Source organism: Pedobacter sp. 22226, assembly GCF_052045455.1.
Classification (GTDB): Bacteria; Bacteroidota; Bacteroidia; order Sphingobacteriales; family Sphingobacteriaceae; genus Pedobacter; species Pedobacter jeongneungensis.
In genome coordinates this window covers 318,513-337,835 of record NZ_JBQEPB010000002.1, presented here as the reverse complement: position 1 = coordinate 337,835, position 19,323 = coordinate 318,513, and the positions used below count along the sequence as shown (strand labels likewise).

Annotated in this window: 14 protein-coding genes and 1 tRNA gene; 6 read left to right on the top strand and 9 right to left on the bottom strand. The window is 40.3% G+C overall.

Annotated features, from left to right (window positions below; genetic code table 11):
• Window positions 1–153: 153 nt before the first annotated feature.
• Both ACTJKC_RS04835 and ACTJKC_RS04830 read left to right on the top strand, forming a co-directional pair.
• Entirely contained in the window at window positions 154–600 is a 447-nt protein-coding gene (locus ACTJKC_RS04835; RefSeq protein WP_344848817.1) for a DoxX family protein, read from the top strand.
• A 172-nt stretch (window positions 601–772) separates the two neighbouring features.
• A tRNA-Ser gene (locus ACTJKC_RS04830) sits at window positions 773–857 on the top strand.
• A 53-nt stretch (window positions 858–910) separates the two neighbouring features.
• On the opposite strand, the gene ACTJKC_RS04825 is transcribed toward ACTJKC_RS04830, so the two are convergent.
• Window positions 911–2,977 (bottom strand): sulfatase-like hydrolase/transferase, encoded by a 2,067-nt coding sequence (locus ACTJKC_RS04825; protein ID WP_440790521.1) that lies wholly within the window; start codon window positions 2,975–2,977, stop codon window positions 911–913.
• Between the two features lie 37 nt (window positions 2,978–3,014).
• Window positions 3,015–4,451 carry a sulfatase gene (locus tag ACTJKC_RS04820; protein WP_440790520.1) on the bottom strand — a complete coding sequence of 479 codons (1,437 nt, stop codon included), beginning with the start codon at window positions 4,449–4,451 and terminating at the stop codon, window positions 3,015–3,017.
• A 168-nt stretch (window positions 4,452–4,619) separates the two neighbouring features.
• Here ACTJKC_RS04820 and ACTJKC_RS04815 point away from each other — a divergent pair, with 168 nt between their 5' ends.
• Window positions 4,620–5,264, top strand: a complete 645-nt coding sequence (locus tag ACTJKC_RS04815; protein ID WP_440790519.1) for an RNA polymerase sigma factor — start codon at window positions 4,620–4,622, stop codon at window positions 5,262–5,264.
• A gap of 197 nt (window positions 5,265–5,461) precedes the next feature.
• Here ACTJKC_RS04815 and ACTJKC_RS04810 read toward each other — a convergent pair whose 3' ends face one another.
• A complete protein-coding gene (locus tag ACTJKC_RS04810) occupies window positions 5,462–6,109 on the bottom strand; it encodes a response regulator (RefSeq protein WP_440790518.1) in 648 nt (215 codons plus the stop codon).
• A 467-nt stretch (window positions 6,110–6,576) separates the two neighbouring features.
• On the opposite strand from ACTJKC_RS04810, the gene ACTJKC_RS04805 reads away from it, so the two are divergent.
• Entirely contained in the window at window positions 6,577–7,158 is a 582-nt protein-coding gene (locus ACTJKC_RS04805; RefSeq protein ID WP_344848809.1) for a YciE/YciF ferroxidase family protein, read from the top strand.
• 111 nt (window positions 7,159–7,269) lie between these two features.
• Here the strand turns inward: ACTJKC_RS04805 and ACTJKC_RS04800 are convergent, their stop codons facing one another.
• From ACTJKC_RS04800 to ACTJKC_RS04775, 6 genes are all read right to left on the bottom strand, one after another.
• Complete coding sequence (locus tag ACTJKC_RS04800; RefSeq protein ID WP_440790517.1) at window positions 7,270–8,175, bottom strand: VOC family protein; 906 nt, start codon at window positions 8,173–8,175, stop codon at window positions 7,270–7,272.
• A gap of 197 nt (window positions 8,176–8,372) precedes the next feature.
• Window positions 8,373–9,500: a hypothetical protein gene (locus ACTJKC_RS04795; protein ID WP_440790516.1), complete on the bottom strand. Its 1,128-nt coding sequence runs from the start codon at window positions 9,498–9,500 to the stop codon at window positions 8,373–8,375.
• Between the two features lie 314 nt (window positions 9,501–9,814).
• Window positions 9,815–11,161, bottom strand: coding sequence for a DUF4302 domain-containing protein (locus tag ACTJKC_RS04790; protein ID WP_440790515.1), 1,347 nt, complete (start codon window positions 11,159–11,161; stop codon window positions 9,815–9,817).
• A gap of 50 nt (window positions 11,162–11,211) precedes the next feature.
• A complete protein-coding gene (locus ACTJKC_RS04785; protein WP_440790514.1) occupies window positions 11,212–12,624 on the bottom strand; it encodes a substrate import-associated zinc metallohydrolase lipoprotein in 1,413 nt (470 codons plus the stop codon).
• A gap of 16 nt (window positions 12,625–12,640) precedes the next feature.
• Window positions 12,641–14,113: a RagB/SusD family nutrient uptake outer membrane protein gene (locus ACTJKC_RS04780; RefSeq protein ID WP_440790513.1), complete on the bottom strand. Its 1,473-nt coding sequence runs from the start codon at window positions 14,111–14,113 to the stop codon at window positions 12,641–12,643.
• An 11-nt stretch (window positions 14,114–14,124) separates the two neighbouring features.
• Window positions 14,125–17,577 carry a SusC/RagA family TonB-linked outer membrane protein gene (locus ACTJKC_RS04775; protein WP_440790512.1) on the bottom strand — a complete coding sequence of 1,151 codons (3,453 nt, stop codon included), beginning with the start codon at window positions 17,575–17,577 and terminating at the stop codon, window positions 14,125–14,127.
• Between the two features lie 339 nt (window positions 17,578–17,916).
• On the opposite strand from ACTJKC_RS04775, the gene ACTJKC_RS04770 reads away from it, so the two are divergent.
• Together ACTJKC_RS04770 and ACTJKC_RS04765 are read left to right on the top strand one after the other, a co-directional pair.
• Window positions 17,917–18,057, top strand: a complete 141-nt coding sequence (locus ACTJKC_RS04770; RefSeq protein ID WP_440790511.1) for a hypothetical protein — start codon at window positions 17,917–17,919, stop codon at window positions 18,055–18,057.
• A 594-nt stretch (window positions 18,058–18,651) separates the two neighbouring features.
• Window positions 18,652–19,242, top strand: coding sequence for a hypothetical protein (locus tag ACTJKC_RS04765; protein ID WP_440790510.1), 591 nt, complete (start codon window positions 18,652–18,654; stop codon window positions 19,240–19,242).
• Window positions 19,243–19,323 lie beyond the last annotated feature (81 nt).

Here is a 19,323-nt window from a genome sequence, read left to right as displayed (position 1 = left end):
GGGCAGGCACTTAACATCGTTCCTCCCCGCAATAACGAAATTTCTTCTCATCTACCAGTTGCTTCCATTTACATCCTCAAAATCAAACCATTAAGCAGCCATTGTTATTCTCCTTTATTATGCGTAAATTGTATTAACCAAAATATAGAAGTTATGAACATGCTTAAGAAAATCGAAAACTGGGGCGATCATCACCACCCAAAATGGTTAGACTATTTTAGAATCATATTAGGCCTTGTTTTAATCTGGAAGGGCATTGATTTTTACATCAATATGCAAGCCTTTAGCAATTTAATGAGGGGCGCTTTCTTAGGTACGGCAATAAGCATTAGTTTACTGGCACATTTTATTATCGTATTACACATTGTAGGGGGCATAGCCATTACCCTGGGCACCTACACGCGTACATTCTGCCTTATTAATTTACCCATACTTATTGGTGCCGTATTTTTTATCAATAGCTCAGGTGGCATTTTTAAGCCTTATTCAGAATTTTGGTTTTCGGTATCGGTATTAGTTGGTTTAATCTGTTTTGCCATCGAAGGAAATGGAATTTTATCGGTAGAATATCAGAAAATTTATCCGAAACAGGCCGTTTAGTGTAAAATACAAATGCCAAACTATAATATAAACGGCTTAAACGAGCTGTATATCGATGGTTTTTGATTTTTTTATGCCCTCTAACTAAATGATTAGCAAGGCTTAAAACATTAATTAAAATATTTGACTGGAAAAGGTTTGCAGATTTGCTCCAAATTCCTACTTTTGCAGCGGAGAGCTGGCAGAGTGGTCGAATGCGGCAGTCTTGAAAACTGTTGACTGTAACAGGTCCGGGGGTTCGAATCCCTCGCTCTCCGCCCGAAAAAATTAAAGCCTGGAATCAAAAGATTTCAGGCTTTTTTCGTTTGCACTATTTAAAGAATGCGCTCTGCGGAACAGGTTGCCTGTTAAATGAAGCGGCAGACCATTCCAGATTAACAGTTGCTTCCCCTTTTGCAGGTTTTCGATAATAAAGTTTAATGGGATGCAAACCTGCTTTTAACCTGATTGTACTTTGTTTTACACTTTTTGGAGCATAACCAAAATCAGCATCAATCAGCACAGCATCATGGATCCTCAGCAATGCTTTAGCTTCTGCACTCAGGTAAAAGGTATAATCTCCGTCAGCAGGGATTTTGATAAATCCATCCATAGCAACCAGGTTGCCTGCATCGCTGGTTTTAGGACTTAGGCCTGCACTTTTTCCACCGGCAATTGTCGTTAGCCCATTGGTGTTGGGTACCCATTCTACCGCAGTACGGTAAGTTTTCCATAACAATCCATTACTTACTACAGCATTATTTGCAATGGCGGGCACTGCTTCAGTATCGTAAGGTCTTTTAGCTTCTTCATCAACACGGCGCACCTGAAGCACTTTATTTTTCATTTTATCCTGAAGAGCAGTCATATTTTCGCTTCCGGCGAGATTATGCTGCTGATGCGGATCTTTAAGTACATCAAAAATCTGAAATTGATCAGCATGCGATTTTATATCATACCTTAAGCCCACCAAATTACCCATTCTGATCATCTGCATCTGGTTCCTTACCCTCCCACGGTTTACACTTGCATACTCCGGATAAGATGGTGTTTTACCGCCTTCAAAATATTCAGAATAAATCATACTTTCCTTTTGGCTGCCTTTTCCAGTTAGGGATGGTAACAAAGAAACCCCATCCGATACCGCCGGGGCAGGTAAGCTGGCCGCATCTAAAAAAGTTGGCATCCAGTCGTAAGAGATATTGGGTGAATTTACTATAGCGTGGGCTGGGATGTGCCCTGTCCACCTGGCAATAACCGGCATCCGCATGCCACCTTCCAGCACGTCTCTTTTTATTCCGTCAAACGGACCAAAACTATCAAAAAAGTTAGCACTGTATGGCACTTGAGGTTTCGGAAGGTACGATTCTATCGATGGCCCGTTATCGGAACTGAAAACCACCAGCGTATTCGAATCAATTTTGAGGTCTTTAAGCAGCTGTAAAATGTCTCCAACTTCATCATCAATCCTTCTTGTTGAAGTAGCAAACCTTTTATAAGTATCGGGCCATGGTTTTTCAGGAGTGGCCGGGTTATGGTCATCATCGTAGGTGGCATTAATATAATCGGGATGTGTATAGCTATCGGGTGTGCCTGTGGCCGTATTAATCATTTTCCCGGCAGTTCCGAGCCATTGTAAACCACCGTTAAGCCCGCCACCGGCAGGATAGGCGGAAGCAGGAAGCTCTAAAACAGCATGCGGGGTATCGTAGGCTAAAAACATAAAAAACGGCTGACCGGGATGTTGGCTTTTGCTATGGTCTATGATCCATTTTTTGGCTCTTGCCGTCCATAAATCGCCTGTATAACATTTATCCAAACCTTTACTCACTTCGGTTTTATTTTCCCAAACCTCTTTCTTTCCCCTGTATAAACCCTCTTTAGGGTAGTGCTCGTGCCCATCGGAGTGGCGCATGTAACCATAATAATAATCAAAACCCCTGTTTAAGGGATGGGCAGACCATTCTTTGGTGCCCTGTAATCCCCATTTGCCAATGGCTACCGTAGCATAACCTGCTTTTTGCATTACATTACCTAAGGTATAATTATCGGCCAGCGCCTTATCAAACTGGTTATCCCTCACATTGGCATGTCCCTGGCTCTGCCCTAACAAAAGCGATGCCCTTGATGGCGCGCAAACCGGAGCAGCACAATAATGCTGTTGAAGTGTAGCCCCTGATGCGGCCATTTCATCGAGGTGTGGTGTTAGGGTAAATGGCTTGCTCCTATCCTGATCTGCGGCTCTTTTATTTTGGAAGAATACACCAACATCGCCATAACCCAAATCATCGGTGAGTATAAAAATGATATTTGGTGTCTTTTTATTTTTTTCCTGCGCAAGGCTACTGCCGGTAAGGAATATATTGGTTAAAATCAGAAGGTAAAAAACAGGTTTCATCTGGTAAATGTGGTAAATCTTTCGCTATATTTTATACTTAATTTTCGCCGCTTACCGTACCTTGAACAGGTTTATTGGTCGCTGTAATTTTAGTGGGCAGCGGGGCTTTGGTCTTTTCCATCCAGCTTAAAAGATCAGCCAGAAGTTCATCTCTTTTTGCTTCGCTGGTATTGGCCAGGTTCAGATGTTCCCCTTCGTCGGTTTTAATGTTGTATAGTTCTACAGCGTTGTTTTCGTTAATTCTGGTTTTACCGCCATCTAACATCCATTCTTCGAGGTAAAGCAGAAGTTTAAAATCTCCTTTTCTGATTACGGCAACCGGCCTGGTGCGGAATACCCTATCCCTTCCCCTGATTACAGGATTATCGAGGTAACCCGGAAAATACCAGTATATCGATTTCCTGATGGTTTCGGTTTTTTGTCCTGATAAAAGCGGCATCAGGTCTTCACCGTCGCCCCTGAATTTATTATTGCCAGCTAACGACATAAAGGTTGGGTATAAATCGAGGTTAATAATCGGCGCAGCATTTACTGAGCCTGCTTTAATATGACCCGGCCAGTAAGCAATAAACGGCTCCCTGATGCCTCCCTCATAATACGATCCCTTATTTCCCCTGAGCGGTTCCTGCGAAGATTGTTGTGTGGCACCATTATCACTGGTAAAAATTACGAGGGTATTTTTTTCGAGTCCGGATTTTTTTAAAAACTCCATTACCACGCCAACACTGGCATCAAAATCGTAGGTACAGGCTGCATAAACGGCCATTTTATCACTTAATCCCTTTTTCTTAAACTTTGCTATTGTTTCTGTTTTTGCTTCGAGTTTCGAATGGATTGCATTGTGCGCCAGATAAGCGAAAAACGGCTTATCTTTTGTGTTTTGCATAAATTTAATGGCCGCATCGGTTAAATAAGACACGCCTTTTGGATCAGCAGCTTCATTACTCCCTTTAGCCGATTGTTCTTTCGGCCCTTCTGTATATAAATCAAATCCCTGTGCCTGGGGCTGAGTTTCCTTCGAAGCTGCCAAATGCCACTTACCAAAAATAGCAGTAGCGTATCCCTCACCTTTCAATCCTTCGGCAATGGTATTAAAAGATGGACTGAGCGAAACATTGTTGCGCACGGGAGCGAGCCGCATCAGATCAACAGGGCCACGCGTTGTACTCCCTACTGCGTACACACCGGTACGTGGCGAATACTGCCCGCTAATTAACGCTGCCCGGCTGGGTGCACAGTTGCCTGCCCCTGCATAAGCATTGGTAAATACCATACCTTTTTTCGAAAGCGCATCAATGTTAGGGGTTTCCATCATCCTGCTTCCGGTAAAGCCACAATCCATGTAGCCAAGATCATCAGCAAAAATCAGCAGGATATTCGGTTTGGCAGCAAGGTTTTGCTTTTGAGCATGCGCATTAAAGTATAGCGTAAATGCCAGAATAAATGTTAAAAAGGGTTTAAAGAAATGGCTCATAAACAGCAACTAACGGGATAAATGCTACACGGGCATGCAGGCAATTATTGATTTTGAAAACAGGCAAACAAATTTAACAAATGCCAGGCACAATAGTGGTCGGCAATTAACGGATTGGCACCATATATTAACCAGATACTAAACGTAACCACAGGGTGATATCCCATTATGATGACTACCGAATTTTTCTTAGGCAGGTATAAATACGGGGTGCGCGAAAAATACCTGTATGGTACCATTAGGCATATAATGGTACGTGCAAATGGTATAGGATTTGTTTCGGATGGTTATACGCTAAAACAAAAAGTTATGACACAGAAAGAATTCAGTGAGACCATCAGTTTTCACGCGTCGTCACTTAGATCGCACGCGCTTAATTTCACAAGAGATCCCGAAGATGCGAACGACCTGCTGCAGGAAACCTTGCTCAAGGCTACCCGCTTTGTATCTAAATTTGAAGATGGTACGAACATTAAAGGATGGCTCTTTGTGATCATGAAGAATACCTTTATCAACAATTACAAAAAAAACCTTAAAACCCGCGATCGTACTGTACAGGAAGACGATATTACTTCTGCCAATCTTTATCATAGTGCAACCACCAATGGCTCAGTAGGTAGTTTTGCTATGCAGGATATTAATCTGGCGCTGGCCATGTTGCCCGAAAAATATTCAGTTCCTTTTATCCGCTACTTTGAAGGATACAAATACCATGAAATTGCTGATGAACTGCAACTGCCGCTGGGAACGGTTAAAACATACATCCATGAGGCCAGGATCCTGTTAAAAAAATACCTTAAACAATACCGCTAAGAAATTAAAAGAGGAAAGCAATGATTAAATTACTTTCCTCTTTTTTATACATTATGATAAAAACACCATAGGGTGCTTCAGAAGCTTTACTTGTGGAAAATACGTTTTTATCTGCGCAAAATACCTGAAATGCTATTTTTTGAGTTTCGCTTTAAAAGATAAATACCATTTATTTTCACCATGAGACAGGCGTTTTATCAGTTTAGAATTCCTTTGGTGTAGGCGAAACGCATTAATGCAGCTGTGTTTTTGGCACCGGTTTTATCGATCAGGTTTTGGCGGTGGCCCTCAACAGTCCGGCGTGAAATAAATAACTTATCGGCCATTTCTATATTGGTAAGTCCCTGGCCAATGAGCTGAAGAATTTCGATCTCTCTGGAAGAAAGTTCGGCTCCCTGCATAACGCCGCCAGGTAAAATGGTTGAATCAATAACCCGGTCAACTATCTTTACAGAAAGTCCAGAGCAGATATAGCGCTCTCCGTTAACAATTCTTGAAATAGCAAAAAACAATTCGTCTGAATCTACAGATTTAGTAAGAAACCCTTTAGCCCCTGCCCTTATGGCTTGGTAAAGATGGGAATCATCTTCCAGCATGGAAATAATCAGTACCGGAATCTGAATGCCTTGTTCTTTTAATGCGCTAACCATCGTAATTCCATCCATCACAGGCATACCAATGTCTGAAACGATCAGGTCTGCCTGTATTCCCCTACCGATTGCATCGATCACTTCCTGACCATTATTGGCATCATAAACGATTTTATATTCGTTTGTAGATTCGAGGAGCATTTTAAGTCCGTTCCTGATGACCTTATGATCTTCTGCTAAAATGATATTTTTCATTATGGTTAAACCTTGATCAGGACAAGGCTTTCTTGGATTGTCGAAATTGTCAGGCTTTGAAATAACACTCCTCATTCCATAAAGTTTTAAATAATGCTGTTCATTTTAGCAAAGGAGTGAATCTTTAACTCAACAAAAAAAACCGAACGCCTTGATGCGTCCGGTTTTATCGGCCTTCACCGGGATTAAACTTCTTGTTTTCAGCGTTTCTCCAATCCAACATTCCGCAAATTAAATACCTGTTCACGAACGACTTAAATCCTGTTCTTTCCATAACGGTGTTTCATTAAAAATAACTGTACCTGAAAAATTGTTTTGCGTTTTACCAGATAAATCAAAAAAAGGTAACAAACTCGTGATGGGATAAATACGTATAAATCACCGTAAAATTACCTGTTTGTTTATTTCCCTAAACCATTTGTGCTGAGCGCAGTTCTTAAGTCAAACGAAAATTAATAATTAAGGATATGGCAACTACAACAAAAACAGCTACAGCCAAGGCTGCCAGCAAAACAACAACTAAAAAAGCTAGTGGCAATACCGCTGGTAAAATAGAACCTTCTGAATTCCACGAGTTTTTTGTGGATGAGTTAAAAGATATTTATTGGGCAGAAAAGCATCTGGTAAAAGCACTTCCGAAAATGAAAAAAGCTGCAACCAGTACTGAACTTGCTGCAGCTTTTGAGAAACACACACAGGAAACCCAAACCCACATTGATACTTTAGAACAGGTATTTGGTTTACTTGGCGAAAAACCTGCAGCAAAAAAATGTGATGCTATGGCTGGACTACTTGAAGAGGCAACAAGTATTATTGAAGACACGGATGCAGGTACAATGATCCGCGATGCAGGACTTATCCTTGCAGCACAGAAAGTAGAACATTATGAAATTGCTACTTATGGTACACTAAAAGTTTTTGCCGAAAACTTAGACCGCAGTGATGTGGCTGAGCTTTTAGGGCAAACGCTGGAGAACGAAAAAGCAACAGATGTAGCACTTACTGAAATCGCCGTAAGCGCAATAAATGCCGAAGCAGCAGCTGAATAACAAAAGGATTTAAATAACCGGCCGTAGAAAGCCTGTTATTTTGAGAAATGAAGAAATGATCATGTGGGTTAAGTATCCGCATGATCATTTTTATTTAATATAAGTGTTCACCTAACCATTATAGGCCTGTTGCAAAGCGGCAACATCAACTTTTTTCATGGTCATAAATGTTTGCGTAACCCTTGCAACCTGCTCAGGGCTTCCATTTTTAAGTGCTTCAAACATTAAGGTTGAAGCTACCTGCCAGGATACACCGTATTTATCCTTCAACCAGCCGCATTGTCCGGATTCGCCTCCGGCAGTTAATGCCGACCAATAATAATCAACCTCTTCCTGTGTATCGCAAACAACCAGCAGCGACACGGCATCGTTAAAACCGAAGCCATGCGGATGGGCACTATCCATTGCAGCGAGCCAGCTACCGTTGATGTAAAAATCAGCATACATTAATGTTCCGGCCTTGTCGGGGCCAATATCTTCGGTACGGGGTGCGGTGGTGCCACGTTTGCCATCTTTAAAAACCGAACAGTAAAAATCTATTGCTTCACTGGCTTTACCGGCAACATCGCCCGTATATAACAAGGAGGGAACAATTACCGGCCTTTCTTCTCCGGCAGGATTGGTGAGGATTAACTGCCATGAAATGCCATATTTATCACTTAGCCAGCCATAGCGTTCGCTAAAAGGATAGCGGTCTAACGGCATCATCACCTTTCCGCCAGAGAGTAACTTGTTCCAAACTTCATCGATATGTCTGGCAGCATCTGGATCGCGGGAAGGATCAAAATTGATCATGAAAGATATGGCAGGACTAACAGTTAAACCCGGCCCTGCGCTAATGCCCAGAAAAGGCTGTCCTGCAACAGTAAATTCGACAGTTTCGCACTGGCCGCCACCCGGCATGTCGAAATGACTCACATAATTGAGGCTCGAACCGGGCAGTAGTGATGCATAAAATTCGGCGGCTTCTCTGGCTTTATCCTGGGCGAACCAGAGGTGTGGTTTAATAGGAAACATAGCTAAATGATTTAAGGTAAATATTTTAATCAAAAATAACACCTAAATACGGTATAAAGTCAGGCATGTTCCAGACATCTTAAGGGGGTAATTGCGACAACCAGCCCTCAGAACGCTATGAAGCATTAAACAACACCTTTAAATGCTGTCTTTTTGGAGAAATTCATCTCCAAAAAGTTTACAGCCTGTTTATCCGGTTACTGAATCCCCTCTTCAGTTAATTTATTTGCTTTTAATGATGCCGCAGCACTTGCTTTAGGGGTAGGGATGTCATCAGGTTTATAGTAATTATTTAACCTCACCGGGAAATCACCGGCCGCATTCATTTCATTCTGCCTGGCCATAAATACGGGTACGTTGCCTCTGTTGTTTTGAGGGTAAGTCATTGATGAACTATGATTGTAACCCAGCACGTGCCCCATTTCGTGAAAAGGCGTGGTATAACTATTGGTCATAAAATTTAAAGTAACCCAGTCTGGCATACCAAAAGTGCTTCCGCCACCAAGGCCGTTAACTTTACGGGTATCGGTTAAACCGCAATTGATTTTGGTGCGTGTTTGCGCCTTAATCCAGTCTGCTTCCTTTTCGGCAGTGGTTAGTGGGGTTGTGCCATCGTTACCGATCACATATTCGTTAACAATACGGCTTTTCATGGTGGCATCGGTGTACATGTAGGCAAAGTTGATCATGAAGCCGGTAAACATCCTGAATTGTTTTGCTGTTGGTTCATCCAGCCAGTTATTGTCTAAATTCTGAGGATCAAAATCCTCCATTTTAGGCTGCCACTTTATAATGCTCAGCTTTTTAAGCTTCTCTATAAGCGGCGTGGTGCCTGTAAATTCGAAACTGATATCAGCGGGAGCAATCCCTTTGGTTTTATAAGCCGATAGGTCTACAGTTTTCTGATTAACATCCAGGTATTCGGTCTGTCCGGTAATAAACGGATAAGGTATCTGCTTAACGCGATGCCCTTTAATGGTTGCAATATGAAACAGCTGGATTTTTTGGGGCTGACCGGCAATAGTGGTCAGGATGGTGGCATCGGTAATATCTACGGGAGCGAAATTAGCCACCTCGATGGTGGTATTGTTTACGGCTGTTATCCGCAATACATTGCTTACATTAAACCGCCTGTTTTCGCTAATCATGGTCGCCATTGCCTCACCATCTTCAAACATGAGTTCGTCGGCAGTGGTACCTGTAAAAGAATAAGTTGGTGTGGTTGGTCCGGTTTCAACCGGCTTAGGATCCTTTTTACATCCGATGGCTAATAATAATAAACCAAGAACGATAAGGCCGTTTGATAGGGTAGTTTTTGTTTTCATAGGGGTTTTTACAGGTAAATAATAGAATATAGATCTTTGAATAGGTTGAATGTTAACCGCTTTTAAACCATACTGGGGATGTATTTGTGCCAAATGGTATATTAAATTTTGATTTGGGATTTGGTTAGCGGTCATTCTTATATATAGAAATACTTGAAACGAAGATAAAGCTAAGTTTAGTATATCTGTACAAAGTTTATAAAAAATAACTTTTTAAAAGCGTTAAGTTTACTTAAAAAACCAGGTATAAAAAATGGATCTTCCTAAAAAGAAGATCCATTTACAGAAATTGTACAAAGTGGTTTCAGCAAATTCTATTGAAGTGATCCTGAGAAAGTAAAAGTAGGGTTCTGAACACTTTTAAACTGTCCCAAAACTTCGCCTGTTATTGGATGCACAAAGTAATCGATTGTAAAATCGTCAACATTTAAGCGCTGTGCCAGTAATGCAGCCAGATTTGGATAAATATCTGCCCCGTTACCATCAGCTGTTTGATACGTAAATTTAAATACACCTGCATCGCTTTTTGTAAAACCATAAGTGATATTGGCCACGTAAAGTGTACCATTTTGAGGTTGATTTACTTTTAATACCATTGTTTTAGTCACAAAATTAAAAGTGTAATACATCTCAGCAAGGGTAAGTCCAAACTTATTGGTCACCAGCATTTCTCTGGCTGCTGTAGCCCTTCTGGTTACATAATCGGCACCCCAACCCGGATAGGTTGTAGCATTTACCAATGAGAGACTGGTATAAACTTTTCCGAATAGCTGAGACAAGGGGAAAATGGGTATTGTACTATATTTAATGGCATACTCCTTTCCTGTATTATCATAAAGGACAATGGTTGTGGCATCTTTTAAAGCAAACTTAACAAACCTTATCCCCTGATAAACCAAACCATCATTTAAAATATTAATTCCATCAAGGGTTGTGGAATATTTTCCGATAACAGATGTGGAAACACCATCGTCGCTCACATTTAAAAAGGTAACTCTTTTACCCGACAATACAGTATTTGAAGTATTTAAAGATATTGCCACCTTAATATTTTTACCTCCTACGGCAATTTCTATGTATGGATTTTTAGCTACAAAAAAGCTCTTAAAGTTATCTATAGCTGCCTTATAACCACCAGTTTCATAAATTGCTTTTTGTGCCGCTGTTGCCTTCACCATTGATAGTTTTTGCTTATATTTTTTTCCAATCATTACCAAACTATCAGCGGTCATATGATCGAAGGTAAACTCCACATCACTTTTAAAGCCGGTAGCCCTATCGCCGCCAAATGCAGCCGGATTAGGATCCTGAAGCCAGTTAATATAATTGTAGGTATCAAAAATTAATGTAGCGCCCACATCGGCCTTCACCCTGTAGGTTGAGGTACCGATCCTGGTAGCAGTGTTATCATTCAAATCTCCGTACATTTTAACTTCTTGCTTGGTGCCGTCAAAAGTCATATAAAACGCATAACCACCTCCAGCCTGGGTAGCTAAATTAACCACCCAGCCGTTGTCCGCCCCGGTTAAAGCCGTATTTACTTTAACAAGTTCTTCCTGATACCTTGTTTCGGGCGATTGCCCGAAATTAGATTCAAAATCTGATTTTTTACAGCCTGCTAAACTCAACAGGCATATATATAGAAATAATAGTTTTTTCATTTATTTAATTTTTATCGTTGTTGATAAAATGCTGAATGACTTCCTTTATGTTAATAAGCAAACTGGCCGTAAAAATAATTTGCGGGGTTTCCCTTTACATAAAAACCGCCGAAAGTATTGAAATCGGTAAGTGATACATTTTTAGGGATCCAGTCTGCAATAAAAGTTTTGCCCGTGAGGTAAGGTTGTAAGGTGTTGGTAAATGCAGTAAGGAACTGGGTTGCGTTACCAAAGGTTGTACCTGTACCCTGTGCAATTTTAGTAAACACCAGTTCTCCGGTATTAGAGTTGGAAGTAAATGAGAAAGAAAAATCAGCCATATATTGTGTAGGACCAATATTTTGGGTTCCGGTAAAGGCTAATCTCACCACCATAGAGGTTGCACTTTCGAACCTCAGCTGGATGTTATCTACGTGATAAGCATAAAACGCCGGGCTGGCAGCCACCTGTGCTTTAAAATTGTTGTAGGCAGTTGCAAACTCGGTAGAAATACCATACTTAGTATATAATGCATCTTCTAAATTGATGGTGAGGGTCCGTAATACCGTTTTATCTGCGGTAGCGCCTAAATCCTGCCCAACAAAATAACCAAAACTGGTGGGAACATATTTGTATCCATCTCTCACAATTCCCTGAATTTCGCGCTGTAGAGCACGAAAATCAATACCTAAATTAACTGTAAAGTATTGCACCACACTGGCTTCTTTTGCTTTTAAAGCAGCTTTACCAACTGCGCCTGCACCTGCGGCCCTTAAATCGAACCAGGCCTGACCATTTACCAGTAAATACGCTGTTGTTTCTGCGAAATCTTCGAACGGCGATGATGATGCATAACTGGTTACATAACCGTTTGCCCTTGCGGTTGCATCGAGTGTGGTTGTCCAGGTGGCCAGGTAAGTAGATTTTGTAATGGTCTGAAAATCTGCCGGCATCGGCACAATCTGGTTTAAAGTATGTGTAAATTCGTGGTGGATAGTCCTTAGTTTATCAAAATTGACAGCTGCACTGTTTACATCAAAATTGTTCACATTATACATGGTAATGTTCCGGCCTGCAGATGCAGTAGCTGCAATTGCTGATCCATCAGTATTATACGAAGGTGATCCGTAAAGCACAAATTGTTTGGGCACCAGCCTTTTAATAAAAGTTGCTCCTGCAATTTTACGATATGGTAAAATAAAACCCTGTAAAATGTTTTCCATTTGCGGCCTTACCTTATCTACGTTTACCGCAGCAATATCTTTATCGTTACCATGCAAAAACCTGTTGTAACGGTAAACCACATCAATGTTATACTCATCTAAAAAGGTGGTCTTCAACCATTGGTCTAACTCGGTATTCGCAACTGGATTATCCAGGTTTATTGTACTGTTTTCAGCATTTAAAGGCGCTTCCTTTTTACATGAGAACATCATGATGACAAGGAACAGTGCTAAGAAAGTTTTGATTAAATTATTTTTCATGACTTTATTAATTTAATTATCTTGGATTTAATGGCACGCCTGAAAGCTTAGCCTCTTCTGGGATCTGGAAAACCCTGCGGTTATCGCCGGCTTTTAATTCCACAAATGTTTGATCGTTATTGCTATCGTACTTGTTATGCACTACAGTTAGCCCCTTTCTGATGATATCCAGCCACCTGATTCCCTCCTGTAAAAATTCGAATTTCTTGGTTTCTAAAATGGTTTTGATCACGGCCTGTTTTTGATCAGGAAGATTATAAAAAGTTGATAATCTTGCCGCTGTGGCCGCATCAGTTGCGGGGCTGTAAGATAAAATTCTGGTGCTGTAAAAAGTATTGATATCCTTTACCGCATTATCCAATTGTCCTAATTCTGCATAAGCTTCTGCCCTGTTCATTAACGCTTCATCAGCAGTAAAAAGCGGCATCATAATGTATGGTACACCGCTTGGTGCGTTAGGGGTTGTTCTGAAAAACAGCTCTTTATATTTATAGGTGGTATAATTGGGCACCCCATTAAACAGAATTTTATGCCCGGTTGCTTTGCCTGTAAAATTGTAGTTTACCCCAAACATTTTAACAAGATTTTGTCCATAGCCCTGCCTTGGGCTATTTTGTCTTTGAAAAAGAGAATAAGTGGTGGCCAGCAGCAGGTTGTATTTTTGATCGGAACGCGTAAAAGCCAAATTAAACTCAGTTGTGCCATAAGTTCTCAAAGTGGTATTGATGGGCCTGATGTTGCTTAGAAAATCGCCTGCCGGCACTGTAGCAGTAGCAAAATCGACAACTTTCTGCCATTCTCCTTTAAATAAATAGAAACGGGCAGCAAAAGCACTGGCAGCTGCAGGTGTAAAATGATATTTCGGAACATCGTAAGCCGTTCCGTTTAACAAAGCCATCCCTGCTTTTAAATCGTCTTCTATTTTCTGATAGGTGGAAGCTACCGTTCCCCTGTCATAATTCTGGATTACCTTGGTTTCGGGCTGAGTTACATAAGGTACACCGGGCGAATTGTTGGCTCCGTTGATTTCGTACACTTTGGCAAAAAAGTTAACCAGCATAAAGTGTGCGTAAGCCCTGGCAACCAAAGCTTCGCCTTTGTATGGTAAGGCCGCATTTCCGAAATTATTTTTTTCTATTGATTCAAGTGCCTGGTTGGCAGCAGCAATAGCTTCGTAACAGGCATTCCAATAAGCGGTTGGAGAACCGGTATCGTTCCCTATAAAATCCTGCCAGGCATAAGGGGTAGAAATCACATTGGTTAAATCGCCAATACCGTTTCCTTTATCCTCTGAATTATCTGAAGCTGCCTCTGTAAAATACAGGTAATCGCGGTCAGGATAGGCAGTAGTAACCAATTGAGACAATTTGTCAATTGTATTGATCTCAGTTCTGTTATCGGGTTCTGTATCTAAATATTTATTGCACGATTGTGTGGTTAACAATGCTGTTAGTGCAAGAAATAAAGTTTTTGTATGATTCAATTTCATTGTTATGCTGTTTAAAAACCAACTTTGAGTGATAAAGTGTATTGTTTTGGGATAGGCAAGGCTACGCCACCTGAGGCAAAAAACTCCGGATCTTGTCCGTTAAGTCTCTTATCTGAATATAACAGGGCGAGGTTGTTGCCTACAAACGAAATTTGTGCTGAGGCGATTTTCAGTTTACTTAAAAATTCCTTAGGAAGTTCGTAGCCCAGCGAAACTTGTTTAAACCTGATGAAATCGCCACTGGCTACCCGTTCTGAAGAGAAATTATATAAATTGTAAGGATATACTGCGGAAATGGTATTTCCATTAACATCTTTAACCTGTGTACCTGTCTGGTACGAATCTAAAAGGGCCGGTACATTGGTAAACTGTTCGTCGCCAGGTTTGATCCAGCGGTTAAGCAAATCTTTAGACATGGCATAAAAATCAGGATAGGTTGCCGAATAAACATTTCCCAAACGCACCTTATTACCGGTTGCAAAGGTAAACAGTGCAGAAAGTGTAAAGGCTTTATAGCGGAACTGGTTATAAAAACCACCTGTAAAAGTAGGATCAACAGGTCCTTCATATTTAAGGTAAGCGGTTTTTGTACTTTGTAAATCGACATTTGAGTTTCTTTTACCGTTTTGATCGATATAATACGGATAACCATTATTGTGGTCTAAGCCGGCAAATTGAAGGGAGAAAAGTCCTCTTTGTGCATATCCCATAAGCGCACCACCATCTGCATCAATCAAACTGAAAATATTCGGACTTACCTGAAGATTGGTGATTTCGTTTTTATTAAAAGCAAAATTAAATTGCGTACGCCATTTAAAATCAGTTCCGTTAACGGGATTGCCCGCAACGGTAAACTCTAAACCTTTAGCGCTCATATCAGCATAGTTGGCATTTTTTGTAAACTGCCCGCCAATACCTGATGTACGGATGCTGCCGATCAAATCATAAATATTTCTTTTGTATAAATCAACAGTAAGGTTAAGCCTGTCATTAAGCAAGGTTAAATCGGCACCTAAATTAAATTCCTTTAGTTTCTCCCAGGTAAGTTCAGAATTTTCCAGACTGGAAATGTAAGTTGCTGTTTCTTTTTCGTTTTCGTAAGGTCTTCTGGTAATCTGATTATAGAAAAGTGCAGATGAGTTATTGGCATTGCCCAGATTGGCCACTAAACCGTAGGTTGCCCTTACCCTGGCAGAACTAAGAATGTTGTTTTTAGGCCAGAAAGATTCCTGATCTATATTCCATGCACCCGAAACATTCCATGTAGGTAACCACCTTGCCCGCCTGCTACTGCCCAATAAATTGGAACCATCGTAACGCGTGGTAGCATTAAAGCTATATTTATCTTTATAAGAGTAGGCAGCCCTTAGCGAAAATGCAGAAAAGCGATCTCTGTAGGTAGCCATTCCGTAGTAAGGGAAGCCTGATTCCTGTGCAAATTTGAAGTATTTATAACTAGGGTTAACCACACCTCCGTTTTCGTACTGGTAACCTACCCCGTCAAAATTTTCGGCCTGGCGATCGATGTAACGAACTTCCATTGAGCTGAATACGTTAAGCCTGTGATTTGTATTAAATGTTTTATCGAACTCCAGGTTCTGGCGGAAATAAAAGTTTTTAAGGTTATCGGTTTGGGTATTATAAAAACCACCGTCAGGCAATACTACTGTAGGATCTGCATAAGGCTGATCGGGATCGCTGTAGAGATATTTGTTTGATCCGATTGTGGTTGCATCCTGATCTGCGCGATAGGCCAGGGCCAGGTTAGCGCCTTCGAGGATGTAGGTTTGGCGTTCGGTTTTGGCAAAACGGTAAGCGCCGTCAATTGAATATTTTAACGATGGAATGATCTGATACTTAATTCCGCCCTGCATTTTTAAATCGATCTGACCTAATTTTAAATAGTTATTTTCCAGCTCTGTTAAAATATTAAAAGGGGCATAATTCTTTGTAAAATATTCTCTGTTGCCGTTCTGATCAAAAGCGGTTAATGCACGGCTTGTGTTTAAAGAGTAAGAATAAGGGTTGATGTCAAAATCCCTGGAGTAGGTACCATAAACCGGGTCTGAATTCCGGTTTAATGTCCCCGGAGCTTTTTGATCACGGATTGAACCGTTTATCAGCACCTCAGCACTCAGTTTATTGCTCATTTTCACATTGGCCCTAAAATTACCGGTATATCGGTCAACACCATTACCTAATGTTTGCCCACTATCGTGCAGGTAAGATGTTGAAGCGTAAGTCTGAAATTTTTCAGTTCCGCCGTTAATACTTATTGAGTGTTCCTGTAACAAAGAGTTTTTAAACAAGAGATCAAACCAATCGGTATTGGCTTCAGCATATCTTTGTAAAAATGCCTTTCGCGTGGCAATATCATTCTTGGTTTTAAATGTTTGGGTAGCCTCATCATAATCGTATAATGAATTGTAATACTTCGAGAAAATACCCCCATCGGCACCTCTGGATGCTGATGCATGGTTAAAAAAACCTTTATTAACCAGTTCAGTTAATACCCCTACCTGCTCTGCAGAATTCATAATGTCGAAATCCGAATATTGTGGTTTTAAATAGGTGGTATAATTCCCTGTGTACGAAATTTTAGGAGCCCCCTCGCCTGCGCGTCCTTTTTTCGTGGTAATTACAATCACACCATTCATGGCGCGTGCACCGTACTGAGCCGTAGCGGCAGCATCTTTTAAAATGCTGAAACTCTCGATATCATCGGGGTTTAAACCGGCAACAGATGAACCGATCAGAGTATTGGCATCGCCGGTTGAAAGGGCATCGTTAGAAATATTAACCACATCTTCCAGTATAATCCCGTCTACTACCCAAAGCGGCTTGTTATCACCTGAAAGTGATGTTGCACCACGTACACGTATTTTTGGAGCGGCTCCGAATGTACCCGAAACATTCTGTACACTTACCCCTGCAACCTGTCCTTCCAACATCCTGCTTACATCGGGCACACCATTGCGCTGTGCATCTGATGCCTTAACCAATGTTGCCGAACCGGTAAATAATTTACGGTCTAAAACCTGGTAACCGGTCGAAACTACATTTACCTCCTTAAGCTGTGCAGCATCTTCGGTTAAGGAAACATCTATCCGGCTTCTTCCTTCAACAGGTGTTTCCATCATTTTAAAACCTATAAATCTGAATACCAGGGTGCCGTTTTCGGGTGCTGAGATCTGGTACTGTCCGTTTGCATCTGTAGATACTGTGGTTGAAGTTCCTTTAACAGATACACTAACACCGGGCATGGTTGCTCCATTAACTTTTTCTTTTACTGTTCCTTTAACAATAATGATTTTCTGCTGATTTTTCAGCACTGTTGTAGAAAGGGGTAATTTTCCGTCCGCCGCCGAGCTGGCCCGGATGTTGCAAAAGATTATCGAGAGTAAAAGGATTGCAATTCTGCTGACATTCCTCTCTATTCTTCTTTTGTAGAGATTTAACTTCATAATGAATGATTTTTAATTTGTTTGTTGTATAGTGATTTTTTGCTGGTATGGAAACTTTGAGAGTTAGTATCCTTATCGAAGATTTAAATGCTATTCACTGTAATTAATATTTGTTTGTTATTTTGGCAAAACTTAAAGGAAATCAAACAGCGGCTATTCTTTGATCAATAAAATCGAAATACAAATATTTCCTTTAAAAATTCCTACTGTTTAATTGTTGTTAAGCACGAACCAAAGTAAATTATATTTAGTATTTGTAAACACTCGTTTCTTAACCAATGCTAACAAATTATTAACTTCATGATGTAGAAAGCTTTATCGAAGGATATTTACAAACAAATGCCCGGAAACCTGAAAGGTGCATGTAAAGACTGGAGAAGAATCCGCCAGCTTGAGGAGATGTTGATGATCAATTATTATTATAGAACTGAATATAAGCAGCTTAATCCAGATAACGCTATTTTAAAATTTGCCTTATAATCTGTATCATCTATCCGAAATGTCTTTATTATATCATTCCTGCAGATTTAAAATTTTAAAAACAGATGGACTTAGTAAAGTGATTTTAAAGCAGCTGATAATAAACGTCTTTTACACATGTTTATTAAAATGTTAATAATTTTTATAACTATTTTATTCACAGGCATTTCTTTTATAACGAAAAATTGATAATTTGGGATTAACAAACCAAAACAAATATGATCGAAAAATTTAATGTCATTGTGGGTGCCTTTACCATTCTTACGAGCTTCGGGATTTTGATCAAACTTTGTCGTCCTAACCGTAGAGAAAAACTGTAAAAAATGGGTCGGACGTCATGATCTGGCCCATGCAACCTTATTTCAAAAATTTAGTTTTAAACCTGTAAGCGTTTTTAACACTTTATAGCTCTGCGCGCTAATTGTCATCCTGGGGCACGAAGGGTCACTGCATTAATCTTTACGCTATTATAAATTAAAAAACACGTATCCACAGCATGTTTGCGCCTGCAAGGGTATCTAATATTCTTATTATAAATTTGATTACACTACCGGTATATAAGAAAATACCGCTACTCTATTAGCTTAAAATGCAATGGTTTTTCCAGAAAATGAATTTCAAGCCAAACAATCGGAACGGGCAGAAAAAGCAACATTTCTGGCAAAAGCAGTTGGCTACCTGCTTTATGCAATAACCGCTTTAGGTATAATCGCATTAACTGTAACCATTCTTTTCTCTAACAAAACAGATACTAGCTTAAAGATATTACCAGCCATATTTGCAACATGTCTACTGTTTTTTCTGTTCCGAACTTTCTTTAAGCAACTTGCTCAGGCGAAAGAAAATAAAATTACAGCGGTGCTTGTTGATCAGCAGGGTTTTCATCATGTTGAAGATTTTAAAACGGTTAAATCAATTACTTTTGATGCATTACGGCCCAACCCTGGCAAAAAGTACGATATTGATCTATCGGATGGCGATGATGTAAGTATAGAATTGCTTGTTTACCATCGGGATGATGTTGCGAACGAAATTGTATGTAAAGCCATTACTTTTGAAACATCTTTTTCGATTAAGAATGGAGAGGAATTAAAAAAACATTTTATTAGTGGCATTATGTTGTTCCGCCCGGATTTGAAAATAGCTCCGAGGGTTTTGGATTTTTTTGATATGAAGGATCAATGAGTTTAACAAAGCTGATTACTTATGCAAGGCTTATTGATTATGGCGAAAAATGTACACGCGGCACGCGTGTGAAAGCGAGGG